The organism is Variovorax sp. E3, assembly GCF_016082275.1.
Lineage (GTDB): Bacteria > Pseudomonadota > Gammaproteobacteria > Burkholderiales > Burkholderiaceae_C > Variovorax.
This window is the reverse complement of record NZ_MOWM01000022.1, coordinates 1-13,130: the sequence shown is the minus strand read 5'-3', so window position 1 is coordinate 13,130 and position 13,130 is coordinate 1. Positions and strand designations below refer to the sequence as shown.

At 64.5% G+C, this 13,130-nt stretch carries 17 protein-coding genes and 1 pseudogene; 5 read left to right on the top strand and 13 right to left on the bottom strand.

All coding sequences use genetic code 11. From position 1 onward, the window contains the following. Positions 1–409: 409 nt before the first annotated feature. The 7 genes from BMG07_RS10740 to BMG07_RS10710 all read right to left on the bottom strand — a co-directional run bounded on the left by BMG07_RS10740 (position 410) and on the right by BMG07_RS10710 (position 4,725). Positions 410–919, bottom strand: coding sequence for a S26 family signal peptidase (locus BMG07_RS10740; protein WP_269758838.1), 510 nt, complete (start codon positions 917–919; stop codon positions 410–412). 8 nt (positions 920–927) lie between these two features. Continuing rightward, positions 928–1,389: a DUF2840 domain-containing protein gene (locus tag BMG07_RS10735; protein WP_374221259.1), complete on the bottom strand. Its 462-nt coding sequence runs from the start codon at positions 1,387–1,389 to the stop codon at positions 928–930. 65 nt (positions 1,390–1,454) lie between these two features. Further along, positions 1,455–1,718, bottom strand: a complete 264-nt coding sequence (locus BMG07_RS10730; RefSeq protein ID WP_198084554.1) for a chromosome partitioning protein ParB — start codon at positions 1,716–1,718, stop codon at positions 1,455–1,457. Continuing rightward, complete coding sequence (gene parA / locus BMG07_RS10725; protein WP_198084553.1) at positions 1,715–2,350, bottom strand: ParA family partition ATPase; 636 nt, start codon at positions 2,348–2,350, stop codon at positions 1,715–1,717. The genes BMG07_RS10730 and parA overlap by 4 nt, the downstream gene beginning before the upstream one ends. Before the next feature lie 239 nt (positions 2,351–2,589). Continuing rightward, complete coding sequence (locus BMG07_RS10720; protein WP_198084552.1) at positions 2,590–3,474, bottom strand: replication initiator protein A; 885 nt, start codon at positions 3,472–3,474, stop codon at positions 2,590–2,592. Between the two features lie 31 nt (positions 3,475–3,505). Next, positions 3,506–3,814, bottom strand: coding sequence for an AlpA family transcriptional regulator (locus BMG07_RS10715; RefSeq protein WP_198084551.1), 309 nt, complete (start codon positions 3,812–3,814; stop codon positions 3,506–3,508). A gap of 92 nt (positions 3,815–3,906) precedes the next feature. After that, on the bottom strand, positions 3,907–4,725 hold the full coding sequence (locus BMG07_RS10710) for a DNA -binding domain-containing protein (protein WP_198084550.1): 819 nt from the start codon (positions 4,723–4,725) through the stop codon (positions 3,907–3,909). Between the two features lie 158 nt (positions 4,726–4,883). Here BMG07_RS10710 and BMG07_RS10705 point away from each other — a divergent pair, with 158 nt between their 5' ends. Next, complete coding sequence (locus tag BMG07_RS10705; protein WP_198084549.1) at positions 4,884–5,186, top strand: hypothetical protein; 303 nt, start codon at positions 4,884–4,886, stop codon at positions 5,184–5,186. A gap of 477 nt (positions 5,187–5,663) precedes the next feature. Continuing rightward, the gene (locus BMG07_RS10700) at positions 5,664–5,951 is read left to right on the top strand and encodes an H-NS family nucleoid-associated regulatory protein (protein ID WP_374221255.1); all 288 of its coding nucleotides are present in this window, start codon (positions 5,664–5,666) and stop codon (positions 5,949–5,951) included. An 11-nt stretch (positions 5,952–5,962) separates the two neighbouring features. Here the strand turns inward: BMG07_RS10700 and BMG07_RS10695 are convergent, their stop codons facing one another. Continuing rightward, positions 5,963–6,304: a DUF2958 domain-containing protein gene (locus BMG07_RS10695; protein ID WP_198084547.1), complete on the bottom strand. Its 342-nt coding sequence runs from the start codon at positions 6,302–6,304 to the stop codon at positions 5,963–5,965. A gap of 170 nt (positions 6,305–6,474) precedes the next feature. Here BMG07_RS10695 and BMG07_RS10690 point away from each other — a divergent pair, with 170 nt between their 5' ends. Next, the gene (locus tag BMG07_RS10690; protein WP_198084546.1) at positions 6,475–6,783 is read left to right on the top strand and encodes a helix-turn-helix domain-containing protein; all 309 of its coding nucleotides are present in this window, start codon (positions 6,475–6,477) and stop codon (positions 6,781–6,783) included. Positions 6,784–6,794: 11 nt separating this feature from the next. On the opposite strand, the gene BMG07_RS10685 is transcribed toward BMG07_RS10690, so the two are convergent. After that, positions 6,795–7,136: a DUF2958 domain-containing protein gene (locus tag BMG07_RS10685; protein WP_198084545.1), complete on the bottom strand. Its 342-nt coding sequence runs from the start codon at positions 7,134–7,136 to the stop codon at positions 6,795–6,797. 627 nt (positions 7,137–7,763) lie between these two features. Next, positions 7,764–8,072, bottom strand: a complete 309-nt coding sequence (locus BMG07_RS10680) for a DUF736 domain-containing protein (RefSeq protein WP_198084544.1) — start codon at positions 8,070–8,072, stop codon at positions 7,764–7,766. Between the two features lie 186 nt (positions 8,073–8,258). On the opposite strand from BMG07_RS10680, the gene BMG07_RS10675 reads away from it, so the two are divergent. Continuing rightward, entirely contained in the window at positions 8,259–8,438 is a 180-nt protein-coding gene (locus BMG07_RS10675; RefSeq protein ID WP_198084543.1) for a hypothetical protein, read from the top strand. 127 nt (positions 8,439–8,565) lie between these two features. Here the strand turns inward: BMG07_RS10675 and BMG07_RS41900 are convergent, their stop codons facing one another. The 3 genes from BMG07_RS41900 to BMG07_RS10660 all read right to left on the bottom strand — a co-directional run bounded on the left by BMG07_RS41900 (position 8,566) and on the right by BMG07_RS10660 (position 12,306). Continuing rightward, the gene (locus tag BMG07_RS41900; RefSeq protein ID WP_269758837.1) at positions 8,566–8,850 is read right to left on the bottom strand and encodes a hotdog domain-containing protein; all 285 of its coding nucleotides are present in this window, start codon (positions 8,848–8,850) and stop codon (positions 8,566–8,568) included. 482 nt (positions 8,851–9,332) lie between these two features. Beyond that, positions 9,333–11,351 (bottom strand): ParB N-terminal domain-containing protein, encoded by a 2,019-nt coding sequence (locus BMG07_RS10665; RefSeq protein ID WP_269758836.1) that lies wholly within the window; start codon positions 11,349–11,351, stop codon positions 9,333–9,335. 424 nt (positions 11,352–11,775) lie between these two features. Further along, positions 11,776–12,306, bottom strand: a complete 531-nt coding sequence (locus tag BMG07_RS10660) for a JAB domain-containing protein (protein WP_198084542.1) — start codon at positions 12,304–12,306, stop codon at positions 11,776–11,778. Between the two features lie 373 nt (positions 12,307–12,679). Here BMG07_RS10660 and panD point away from each other — a divergent pair. Further along, a pseudogene (gene panD / locus BMG07_RS10655) lies at positions 12,680–13,080 on the top strand (aspartate 1-decarboxylase). Positions 13,081–13,130 lie beyond the last annotated feature (50 nt).

Sequence of the window (13,130 nt, the reverse complement as noted above, 5' to 3'; positions counted from 1 at the left end):
GGATCCGCGGCCTGCACGGCACAACGGACAAGCAGAGGTGTGCCGCACCAATCCCATGTGCAGACTGGCTTTGCAGACGGCCGAGTGCTGTCTCCTTTTGTCTTGCCCTCCGTCTCCGCCTTCCGCATCCGCTCCCGGCTCCGACCTAGCGCCAGCCGCGCACCATGTGCGCAACGCTGCCTCAGGGGCAGCGTCAGTGCAGCAGGTGCTGCACACTGGCGCCGGGGTCTGTGCATGTCGGAAGGCCGTCTGGACGCGGGGTCTACTGCAGGTGGGCCACACGTCCAGCGCAAGATTGATCGCGACATCCACGCACGAGCGGTGCAGGTTTTTCGCACGAACGGAGGCATAGTGGAGTGATGTGCCGTGCGGTTCCGCGCCCGACCGGACTGCAAGAAGAAGCGAGGCGTCATGGCGTACTCCATGCCCACAACGGCCGCGCAACACCGAGCACCGCGAATGCTGTGATGGGACCGAAATACCGGCTGTCAAACGACGCCGGGTTCGTGTCGCTGAGCAGGAACAGTTCGTTCCCGGCGAGGGGCCGGCACTGCTGCCAGACAGTCAGCGGCCGGTGCATGCCGTCATGCGTCCGAGCGGTTGCCATGGCTGCGCCATCGATACGTACGACCTGCTCCCACACGCATATCGACTGCGGAGCCACAGCCCCGATACGCTTGAGGATCGGCACACCGGCCGGCAGGTAGCCGCGCTGTGCGGCCAGCGCGGCCGCGTCGGCGGGGATCCGCGCCAGCACAATGCTGCCAACGTGCAGCGAGTCGGGGCACCTGATGCCGCTGACGCGATACCAGCCGCGCGGCACGCTGTCGCTCGGGTTGTAGACGATGGCTACCGGCATCGTCACCACGGCCGGCGCGCACAGCGCCGCCAAGCCGAAGCCCGAGCATGCGAGCAACATGCGGCGCCTCATTGCAACGCTCCGCGTGCGAATTGCGCGGTATGTCGCTCGGCGGTGTAGTCGGGCAATGGCTGGCGCGCGGCCAGCCGGTTGGCGATGGTGTGCCAGTAGGTCACCGCCACCGCACATGGATCGATCTCCGACGCCTCGATGGCGTCGATCACTGCGAGCACCGCTTTGACTTGCCGCTCGCCATCGGCGCGCAGCAGGATGCGTGCGCCAGGAAGGACGCCAGCGACGCGCTGCGCACTCTCGAATGGCATTGGCGCCTGCAACACCATAAGCTGCCAGAGCGCAGTGCCGTAGTCGTTGCCGATCCATTTCACGCGGCAGCAGACTGCACCTGGTTCGAACACGGCAACGCGCCGCCAGCGATCGAGAATGATCTCGCGGACCGGCTTGCCGAAGCGCAACCACACGTTCACCCGCTGCTCGACGAAGGCGAGCGACACCTTCATGAGTACGGGCATGTGCGCGGGACGAGATGACTGGGCGTGTTGAGGCGCATGCTGCGCGGCCTGGACATTCGGCAGCGTCACGGCGTGCCCCCATCAAACTCCCGTTCCAGCAACTCGCGCAGCATGTCGGCTGCGGTGATACCGCGCTTGAACGCAGTCACCTTGATGCGACCACGCAGCGCGGGTGTCACGTCGATGGTGAGACGCGCGGTGTAGACCGATGCCTTCGCTGGCACAGCGGACGCGTCGGCTCGCCGTACCCAGGCTGATGCCGGATCGGTCGCAGGCTTGCAGCCGATCGGCGCACGCCGTAGCGGCGGCGCGGTCGGTGACGCTGTCATTGCAGCAACTCCCGCACCGCCTGCGCGAGCGCCGCGATCTCGCGCGCCGCCGCGCATTGGGGTGCCGCTTCGCACGCGAGCCGGCCCGCAGCCACGCTGTCGGCGAACACGATGCGTTGCGAGATTTCAGTGGGCAACGCTGCGAACGGCTGGTCCGCGAGCGCGTTGCGCGCCTCACGTCCGATCACCGTCCCAACAACACGCCGGTTGACAACGAAGGCCGCGCGCAACTGCGGTCGGAACACTCTCGCTTCGATGACAAGCTGCACCATCTCATGACTGGCCCACACGTCGTAGGCGCTCGGCTGCACCGGGATCAGCACCAGGTCCGCGGCCAGCAGCGCGGAGCGCGCGAGCGCCGCGACCCGAGGCGGTCCATCGATCACGACGTAGTCAGCCTGCAGCGCGATCTGAGGCGCTTCCTGGTGCAGCGAGTCCCTCGCCAGCCCGAAGACGCCATAGAGCCGCCCCTGGCCGTTCTGAAGGCGGCGTTGCGCCCAGTCCAAAGCTGACCCCTGCGGATCGGCATCGAGCAGCGTGACGCGGCTTCCTGTCATCGCGAGCTCGCCGGCGAGGTGCGTGGCAAGCGTCGTCTTGCCGGCACCGCCCTTTTGGTTCAGCAGCGCGATCACCTTGCCCGGGCTGTCCTGCCTTTGTGATCGACGGTTTTCGGGTGCCTCGGTTGAAGCGCTGCCCGTTTCTTGGGCAGCGCCGTTTTCTCTTTTATCCATAAGTTATGAATTCAGTTAGAGAGTTAAGGAACCTCGAAACCGTTGCTGGGCGTGGCCTGCCGGCCGATCCGTGCGTGTGATTACCCGAGGTCTTTGCGGGTGATTACCCGAATGGCGTGCGGGCGATTCCCTGAGCCCACTCACAGGTTTTCCACAGACTGTTCAACATCTACTGTGGATAAGTCTGAATCCGCCATGCCTCGGGGCCAGCTCCGGAACCGCAGCCAATCGGCACCTCCCACACGGTCGATCGCGAGCCAGTAGCCGGGCAAGGACTGGCGCCGAACCAGGCGCCGCAGGTGCAGCGCGAAGTCGCTGTACCGCTGCAGGCTGGCGGATTTCAGGTGCAGGTGCCGCAGGTCGAATTTCCAGCCGCCCTGCTGCTTGCCGCCGTGCTTCCGCACGAGGCGGTACAACCAGCGCTCGATGCCGCCTGAAAGCCGGAAATACGCCGGATCCAGCGTGAGCACGAGAGCGTTGTCCATGACGCCCGAGAAGAACCAGTCGGCCAAGATCAGCTCGATGCCGTCGGAGCGACCGTCCGACCGCACGTGTTCCTTCCACTCGTTGATCCACGAGAAGCGATGCAGGCGTTTGCCGCCATGGAGGCGATCTGGCTGGCGGATCGACGTGACCACCGTGGTGGACTGCAGCCGGTCGAGCGCGGCCTTGAGCATCAGGTAATCGGTCTGGCCGGTGCTGCGCTTTGCGAAACGCAGGATCTCGTAGGGCGTCGCCACCATGAGCCGCGAAGGCATGATGCCGTCGTCGCGCGCCTGCACGATCTGGCTGGCGGCCCAGATCAGCACGTCAGCATCCCAGATGGTGGCGATGCCGTGCTCCGGCACACCTTCGACCGTGAGCGAGATGCCACCGGCCTCGAAGCGGATCGGCACCGTGCGGCGCGACTTCGCCAGGGAGAAGAATGGGTAGGCCATCAGGTCCTGCGCATCGCGCGGGGCCATGTCGCCAGGGAGTGCGCGAAACAGCACGAGCTGTTCGCGTTCGATACGCGGCTTGGGCATGGTGAGCCTTCTCCTGTTTCTGAGGGAGGGATCAGCGCACAGAGTCGCGCTGCACGTAGCCCGGGTCCGAGGTCATGCCGAAGGTGTTGCGGTCCGCCCAGGCCCGCAGGTCGACGGCCGCGTACACCACGCGGGCGCCGAATTTGCGAAAGCGCGGGCCACCGCCGAGCACGCGCTGCTTCTCGAGCGTGCGCGGCGACAGCCTCAGGAAAGTCGCGGCTTCTTCGGTGGTCAGGAATTCAGGATTTGCGGTCGCCGCCGCATCAAGTTGGCCGTGCGCTGGCGGGTGTGGCGAAGCGACGGTTGTCGCGCGGGAGGAAAAAGAACTGCCCAGTGCCATGAAGAACTCCATCGTTGTAGATCGGCCGCGAGCCATTCGCGGTCGGATGGAGACAGTCTGGGGAATGCGCGTGGTGACCGGCAGGGAGATATTCAGTGAAGGGATTCGTCTCCGGGATACTCTGCCGCGCTACGGCGAACTCCGGCCAGGGTCCGGTATTCGCCGTGCATGTATGCCTCGGCCCGCCGCAGCAGGTGCCGCACCTGCGCGCGCAGTTCGCCATCCGCGTGCCAGCGCGCCGCAGCTGCCTCCAGACCGACCAAGGCCTTGGCGATGTCTCGGTGCGAAGCGCCAGCCTGCGCAGCGTCGAGCGCCTGCAAGGCGCGGTGATGCAGCAGCGCTGAGCGGCTTGCAGTCCGCGGAGACACCGCGTCCGGCGTGCGGCCCACCAGCACTTTCTCCTGCGCATTGAAGTCATCGAGTTGGCAGCGCAGATTTGGCGCCAGCGGCGCGGCGCAGACGTAGTCCGCACCGTCGCCGAGGCGAGAGTCCAGCAACACACGGACGCGCCGCGCGCGCAGTTCGGTAGTGAGCGTGAAATCGGTGTCGCCGAGCGTCAGCTTCTTGCGACCGGGCACGCGCCAGAGATCAAAACGGCGATCTGCCGCATCGCCTTGGTTCGTGCCTCGCGTCTGGCCCACGCGCACATGCAGCAGGCTCTCGGCATCGGCCTGCCACTGCGGGCACGCCTCGCGCGCATCCAGGCTTGGATCTTCCGCGACACGCAGCCCCCATCGCGCGGGCCATTCGGAGCGCAGTCGCATCGATGCGCTGTACTCGGCTCGATAGCGTGGATGGCGGCGCAGGTATTCCCATGCCAACGCTGGGCCGTCGAGGTCCAATGCGTAGAAATAGGCGGCCGGCACGCACCAGGGTGCGCGCGGCAGATCGTCAATGTCGCGCTTCGTCATGGACAGGCTCCTTCTGACGAAGGAACCTGCCACAGCTGCAGGTCAATCGGGTCGCCTTTACGGCGAGGTACCCTCGCGCATAGAGCGGGGCGACCGGGTCGAGCGTCTTCGGAAATCTGCGGCAAGATGACACGAAACTCGACACCCGGATCAATCGAATGATCTTCAGCGACGACAGTCGCGGCTTCGCGTTCTCCTGCGAAGACGCAAAGATGTCCATCTGCGCCAGCACATGGAATACGCGCCTCTCTCAAATTGCACGCGTCATCGGCCCCATCTTGATAATGACCGGATCGCTTCCGGACCCGGAATACATCTCTCAGACTTTGGGCAAGCGCCCGCGAGACATATTCATCATTGCAAATGTCGACGCACAAAGGGAGGCAAGGCAGCTTAAGCTGCGCTTCCCTGATGTACGCATAGCACTGCATCGCAACAACAATGCCAAGTCGTGCTGGTAGCGCCGGATACGGTCTGGGTTTCCAGCGCTGACTTTGGCAAGACGACACAGATCGAGTCGGCTGTCGGTCTGCATTCAAGCGTCGTGTTCAAAAGGACCCGGGAATCCTTTTTCAACAGGGTATGGGCCGAGGCAACCGAAATCGCTTGAAGGAGGCTCCCAGCAGTATGTCGTACACCGGCCAAGGCCAGGGTAGCTGTCGGCCATGTACGAACATCAGGCGAACTCCGTTTTGATCGGAGCGCACGCGATGCCGCTATCAATCCACTTGTCGAGGAGCGCCGTGTGTACAACGTCGGATAGTTTTTGCGATGGCCATTCGCTTGTGCATCAACGGCAATGCACATTCTTCTCCCAGCGAGGTGAAATTCTGCTTTGGCTCACAATCGCAATTTCTTTCTTCTGAGGCGATTCAAAAATGGTAACGACGTATCTCCAGGTTCAGCAGCAGATTGCACAACTGCAGGCACAAGCCGATGTGCTGCGCAAGAAGGAAGCTGCCGGCGTGCTCGCGCGCATCAAGGAGGCCATCGCGGTCTACGGCTTCACCGCCGAGGACCTGGGCGTTGCCGGGCGCGACGCAAGCATCAAGGCAGCCAAACCCGCCGGCCGCGTCAAGGCCGTCAAGGCCAAGGCCCACTCCACGCCCTCCATCCCCAAATTCAAGGACGGCAACGGCAATGCCTGGAGTGGTCGGGGCCCGCGTCCGGCGTGGTTCAAGGCAGCGCTGGAAAGTGGCAAGACGCCTGCCGAACTCGCAGCCTGAGCGGCCTGGGTTCAGTCCGAGATCTGCCCATCGCGCAGAGCCTCGGCCGCGTAGGCTGACAAGGTCTGCCGCGGCCTGAAGTGGGGGTCGGCCGCGATGGGCTGCCCTTGGGGGCCGCGTACGGCCTCAAGGGCAGCCAGGCTCACATTGCCCAGGTCAGGAAAACCTGTGCCTGCGTCGCACAGGCCATAGGCTTTGTCGCCATCAGCGTCCAACTCGGTGAGCAGCCAGATACCCCCCGCATCCAGCGTGTAGAGCTTGACAACCGGCAACGGATCGAGAGCTTCGCCGCGAGCACGGGCCGCCCCATTCGCCAGCATCTGTGTGCGCTGTTGTTCGGTTAGGAAAGTCATGAGCTTCTTCCTCGCAGGGAGTTCTGGATGCTACTGCTGCCGCCTGAGACATGAAAGCCGGGTCGGCCACATATCAACGGCAAAATTTGATCCAAAGAGCAAACTGATGAATAACGAATGAGTTAAAGATAACGTGGTTTAAATTGTGCTGAAACTCGACGCTTCTGTCCATGCAGAAGCGAGTCATTCAGCGCGGTCGACCGGTGGGCGCAACAACCTTCGAGGTTGCGCCCGCCCGTGCCTTCGGTGCTGTGGTGCGCGCAACGCGAACCGAAAATGGCATCGCGCAGGAGACATTGGCACACCTGGCCGGCATCGAACGTTCGCACATGGGCAAGATCGAGCGTGGCGAGCACATGCCCACGCTGGCCCTCGTGTTCAAGATCGCCCGCGCGTTGGGCCGCAGCGCCGGCGAGTTGATGCTCGAGACAGAGGCCAGGCTGCCGAAGGAATGGCATCAACCTCCCGCAGAAGGCTGATGCCTGCGGCGCTACGCCACGATGCGTCCTGCAAGCCGCGCTTCACGCGCGTAGCCACTCAGCCGCTTGTCGGCAACGAAGTAAAGATCGCGCTCAATGGGCAGACCCCACCTCCCCCGCAAGCCCTCCAGCTCCGCCAAGCTCACATAGCCCAGCTCGGGAAAGCCTTGCCCGAGGTCGCAGAGCCCGAACGCGGTGTCTTCGGAATCGAGTTCGCTCAGCAACCACGTCGCGCCTGCGTTGGGCGTGAACAGCTTGACCACTGGCAGCGGGTCGAAGTTGGGGTTCTCGGTCGATTCCCGGCCATTGGTCAGCAGTTGCTCGCGTTGATCGTCGGTAAGAAGCTTCGTCATGGTCTTTCCTTGAAAGGATGCAGGGCGGGATTGCCCAAGACCGAAGCCGCACGACGCAGCGCAGCAGTCAGGGTTCGCAGACGGCCGCGGGCCGCAAGCGCACGACGTGCGCGCAGACCTTGACGGCGAGAACGCCGTGCAACGATGAAGGGAACAGCAAGCCAGCCCCCTCCCCGTCTTGCCTTGTGGCAAGCGAAGCGCGCAGGCCGGGAACGCAGTGAAGGCCGCAGGCGTCAGGGATGGACGCCTGAAGGGGCGAGACGCCATCGGCGGCTCGATGCGCAGCACGACAGCCCGGCCCGGCACCGCCGGGAGACGCACGAATGCCTTCGACACCTATCCGTATGCACGCCGACTCGCAAAACCTGTGATGCGTCTTTGCACAAAGCCACGAGTCCGCGAAACCGTCAACGCACATCTACTGCTACCCGTACATCCGTAGAACCGCAAAGTCGGAATGACGACTGTCCGCAGATGAGGGAATCAGGAAACACGGATTGGCGCCATTCCGTACTTACGGAACTCAGTGCAGACCCGCAGCAGTGAAACGGCCCGCGACGGAGGGCGGGCCGTTGATAGCGCTCAGAGGTGAAGCGCCCCGCCGGCTGGCGGGGCGCCGGGCGACGATCAGTCGCCCTTGCTGCGCGACCAGATCAGGTTGTGCGCGCCGTCATCGCCCTCGACCAGGCGGGCATAGATGGTCGCCGGGAACGACGGGTCGTCCAGCGTCACCGACAGGTAGGGCCGGTCCGCCTTGCTGACCTTCTTCCAGGCCGCGCCGATCTCGTAGCCGGTGCCCGCCACGATGCGGTAGTCCGGGGCGTTCTCGCTTTCCTTGTCACTGGGAGCGATCTTGACCTTGACGTTGAGCGTCAGGGTGCGAACCGTGCCGGCGAAACCGTTGTTCTGTGCGGTGAAGATGCCGATGTTGGCCATGATGAAGTCCTTTCGAAGTTGACCAGGTCCGCGCCCATCGCGGCCTTGGCGTGATCCGGACGGCGTGGGTCCGGGCGCGTCGCACCGAAGGCCGCAACGCGAGTGGAGGACCGGGAGGCCCGAGAAATTTGCTTCGCGAGGAAGACCGCAGGTCGGGGAAATTTGTCGGGCCGCACGGTTGCGGCGATGAAGCCCGAGGCGAAGCGCAACGCAGAGAAGCGCCGCCGTGCCCGCGCCAGGATTCACGACACATACAAGGCCGTGGGCGTGAACCTGATCCCGAAAGGATGCATGGCCCAGGCACTGGTCCCACAGCAAAGGCTTTCCGGCCTGGACCCGGACGCAGTCCAGGTCCAAGTCGGCTGACCAGGAAAGCGCCGCCGGAACGTCCCACAGCGTCGACGCGGCAGACGTGATCGGCATTGGTGGCATGGAGGAAAGTCAGGAATCCACGGCGGGGGACCGACCCTGGATGACCCACCGTCCCCGACCGTCAGACCCGCTGCCCGCCGCCGCGAGCCGCCTCAAGCGCATCGACCTTCGTGGCGATACCCGACTCGATGCTGGCCCGATGCGCCGCCACCAGCGTGACGGTCCCGTCGAGTACGCGTTCGTGGTCGTCATATGCCTGGACACGGAACGTCGCACTGCGTTCGCCCAACCCCTCGACCCATCCACACAGTCGCAGCCGTGTCGTCGGTGGAATGGGGCCGAGGTGCTCGATATGCACGGTGCGCCCTACGACCACCTCCATCATCGCGTCGATGTGCAACTGCATTTCGCGGACGCAGATGGACTCGCAACCGCGACCAGATACCCGGTCGCCAGACATTCGATCAACGTCTGCGCGTATTCGCGCCATGCGGCAGCCTCGCGAACAAAGACCGTGCCGTCTGGTCATGCGACACCGCATAAGTTTCTTCAAAACAGATTTCGCTGACGCCTTGCTGGTTCATGAGAATGTGAGAGGTGACATCGCTGTGTTCTCAAAATCAAAGACAGATGCGTACGCCTCTGGATCGGAACTCTTACGATGCTCACGCGATGGGCTGGCGCAGCCAACCTAACAGGGCATGCCGGGGCGTACCCCGGGCGCAGGGGTCGCCGATTGCCTGGGGCACTCAACGCCGCCACGGCGCGTCCATCGTCCTCCCCCTCGTCGCAAACGAAAACGCGCGCGGCATACTTGCCGCGAGCGTTTTTTTCTCGCACATCCAAGGCCCCGGCTCCAGCCGGGGCCTTATGCCTAGGCGACTGCCGCTAGTTCCTCGCGCTTTTCGGCTTCGGCACCGGCTTCATCCGCTTCCAGCACCGCTTCGATCCCCGACGATGTTGGCGTCTCAGAGGTCGGTTCTGCCTCAGCCTGAACATCACCGGCAGCCACCCGGTCCCGGCGGCGAGCCTTTCGGCCTCGCTCGCAATCTCAGCCTTCTTGAGCTTGGACAGCCGGGTCACGTGATCCGGTGCAAAGGCCAGCACCGCTTCCAATGCCTTCGCCTTGGAGACATGCGCAAAGTAGCCTTCGGCGGTCGGCGCCCACCAGTCGTGCATGTCGAGGCTCACGGCCTCGGCCAACCCGGCGGCGGGCACCTCGTCCTCGCGGGATGCCAGCACACTGACGGTGGAAGCCACGCACACCGCCAGCAGCGACAACAGTTCGCCTTGCGGCAGGGCCAGCAGCTCGGCAAAGAGAGCCTTGGGCTCTCTCGGCAAGCGCGCTGCCCACGCCTCGCGGACCTTGCCCATGCCCACCGCCGCAGGCGAGTCTCCCACGTCCGGGGCATGCTGCGTCAGTCCATCCTGCGGGGTGGCGATGATGTCGACGGGCGAACCACCCGAGCCGTAGCTGTCGAAGACCACGCGCAGCGCAAGCCGATGCACGACAGCCACCAAAGCCACCTGCGGATGTCGGGCGACCTCGGCCTGCATGGCAGCCGTGCGATGCGCGCTCAACCGCTTCGCCAGCTTCTCCGAGATACCGGACTTGGTCAACTCGTCAGCATCGCCATCATGGCCATTGCGCTCCACGCCTGCCGCACCGGCCTCCTGCCGCTCCTGCGCTCGTATCGCCTTGGCCTGCTCCTCGCGCAGCAGCCCACGGTGCACCACGACGCCACCTATGTGATCCACCGACACCACGGCACCGGCTACTTCCACCGTCCGGGGCGGGTAGACGATCAGGGTCTGCTCGATCGCTTCCAGTTCGTTGCCGAGCCGGTCCAACTCCTCCTGCAGTGCCCCCACGCCGTCCTCGCTCAGTTCCGCATCTTCATCATCGAGTCGGTCCTGCAGTTCGTTCTGTTTCCTTTCGAGCTTGGCGATGCGCTTGGCCTCGGTCCTGTTCGGGTCGCGGCGCGTGCGCCGCACCCGCTGGAACACATGCAACTCGGCAGCCGTGGCGCGCGGCGCGACCTCCACCCATCCCCAGCCCTCCAGCTGAACCTGCTCGACAGCATCGGCGAGCTTGTGGCGCGCGAGCGTGTCCAGCAATCCGGCATCGGTGAGATAGCTTCCCTGCTCTTCGTCCGAAAACAGGTCGCGGCGTACGCCGCCCCCTGCGGCCTCGTAGGCCTCAAGTCCGACGAAATGGGCCAGCGCATCGCGGCTGGCATCGATCTCTTCGTGGGTCAGATGGTCACGCAGCGCCTCGGGGCTGCGCTGCCATGCAGGGCTGTCGTAGAACGCGGCCTCCTGCGCCGCGTGGTCGTCGGTAATGGCGAGCGCCATCAACTGTTCGAGGGTCACAGCGCCGGTCTGATAGTCCGCCAGCAAGCGCGGCGAGACGTTGGCGAGCCGAAGCCGGCGCTTGACCGCCAGCGGCTTCACGCCGAAGTCCGCCGCGATGGCCTCCACCGAGCGGCCTTCGGCCACAAGGGCCTTCCATGCGAGCAGTTCATCAACCGGCCCCATGGCCTCCCTCTGCACGTTCTCGGTGAGGCTCGCCGTACGCGCCAGCGTGTCGGCCACCAGCATGCAAGGCACCGGCCAATCCATTGGGATGCGGCGCTTCTTGGCGAGCAACTTCAAGGCCGCGAGGCGCCGCCCACCGGCGACGACCTCGAAGTCCCCGTCATCACCGAAAGGGATTACGGTGAGGTTCTGCAGGAGGCCCAGACGCCGGATGCTTGCAGCCAATGCAGCAATCGACGTGCGCGCCTTGCGGCGCACGTTGCGCTTGGATGGCCGCGAACGCAGCCGCGAGAGCGGCACCAGCACCATGTTCTGCGCAGGTACGGCCGCTTCAAGGGTGGAAACTTCTCGCGTATCAACGGTATTCATGATCGAACTCCTGTCCCATGTCGGGACGTTGGAAAACAAAACTGGGAAAAACAAAAACCGAAACTGGAGTCAGGGTCTGGGTCTGTGCATAGGCGCTCTCCTTGGTGTTTGGGCTCCGCAGGGGCCGCGAAGCCCTTTCGCGGCCATAGAGGCCGGCTGGGGCCGGCGCGGGTGCGCCGTCAAGGGAGAACAGCGAAGGCGCTGGCGCGGCCCGCAGGCGAAGCCGAGGACACGGGCGCCGCAGCGGCTTGACGGGAGGAGCGCACGCAGAGGCCAGGCAAGCCGCAGACAGCGGCGCGCAGGTGGCGGGTACTGCCACCGGAGAGATGAAATCGAGGGAATCGGCCGGCACCGGCCGCCGGCCAGATGCACGCGCGCAGCGCGCATGCGAGAGGGAAATAAAAAAGGGGCCGAAGCCCCTTTGCTACATCAGCCCATGCTCTGCCATCGAGTAGATGACGCTGCCACCGACGATCAGGTGATCCAGCACCCGCACGTCCACGAGGGACAAGGCCGACTTGAGGGTCTGCGTGAGCGCTTCGTCGGCCAGCGACGGCTCTGCCGATCCCGAAGGATGGCCATGCACCAGCAGAAGCGCTGTACTGTTGCGCGCCAGTGCGTCCTTGACCACCTCACGCGGATACACCGAACTCTGTGCAACCGTGCCTCGGAACATCTCCACATAGTCCAGCACTCGGCACTGCGCATCCAGATGCACAACAGCGAACACCTCGCACTCCAGCGCTCCATGCCGCAGACGCAGGAAATCCCGCACCAGCGCAGGCGAAGACAGCGCGTCGCTGCCGCGCACCCGCCTTGCCAGCAACCGCTGTGCTGCGAGCAGCACCTCATCGGCCTCGGCCGGACGGTACTCGCCCGCGACATCGCGAACGAGAAGAGGAACAGAGGCAGAGAACTCGAAGGAAAGAAGAGAAGAAAAGAGATCGTGCGACATGGTCGGCTCCGTGAATCGGGCGGGATTGCCCGAAACCGAAAGCCGCACGGCGCAGCGCAGCAGTCAGGGTTCGAAGACGGCCGCCAGGACGCAAGCGCAAAGCCATTGCGCGCAGACCTTGATGGCGAGAACGGCGTGCAACGATGAAAGGGACAACAAGCCAGCCCATCCAACACCCTCCTCTGCCTATCAGCAAGCGCAGCGCGCACGCCCGAAGGGCTGGAGATCGCAAGGATGGAGACTGCGGGCGCGGACGCCATCGGCGACTCGACTATCCTTCGCTCGCCGCGCGTACGGCATCCGTCGTACCGATGCCACTCATCGATGCACGCCAGACGGATCCACCTTTTCGCAGAGAGAAAGAGTTCGCTCCATGTTCCGCACCCTACTCAAGTCCAAGATCCACCGCGTCGCCGTCACCGACTGCGAACTGCACTACGAAGCTCCTGCGCCATCGACGAAGACCTGCTCGATGCCGCCAACCTGGCCGAGAACGAGCAGGTGCACATCTGGAACATCAACAACGGCGAGCGTTTCGTCACCTATGCGATCCGTGGCGAGCGGGGCACCGGCATCATCTCGGTCAACGGCTCAGCCGCGCGTCGAGCGTCGGTGGGTGACTTGATCATCATCGCGGCCTTCGGCCTGGTACCTGAAGACCAGGTGGCAGGCTACAAGCCGAAGCTCGTGTTCGTGGACGGCGCCAACCGCATCAAGGAAGAGCGCGCCCACATTCCGGTGCAGGCAGCTTCCGGCGCGCTCTCAACGGCCTAGCGCGGGCGCATTGCGCAGGACTCATGCAGCGGGTCAAAGGCTAGGGAAGG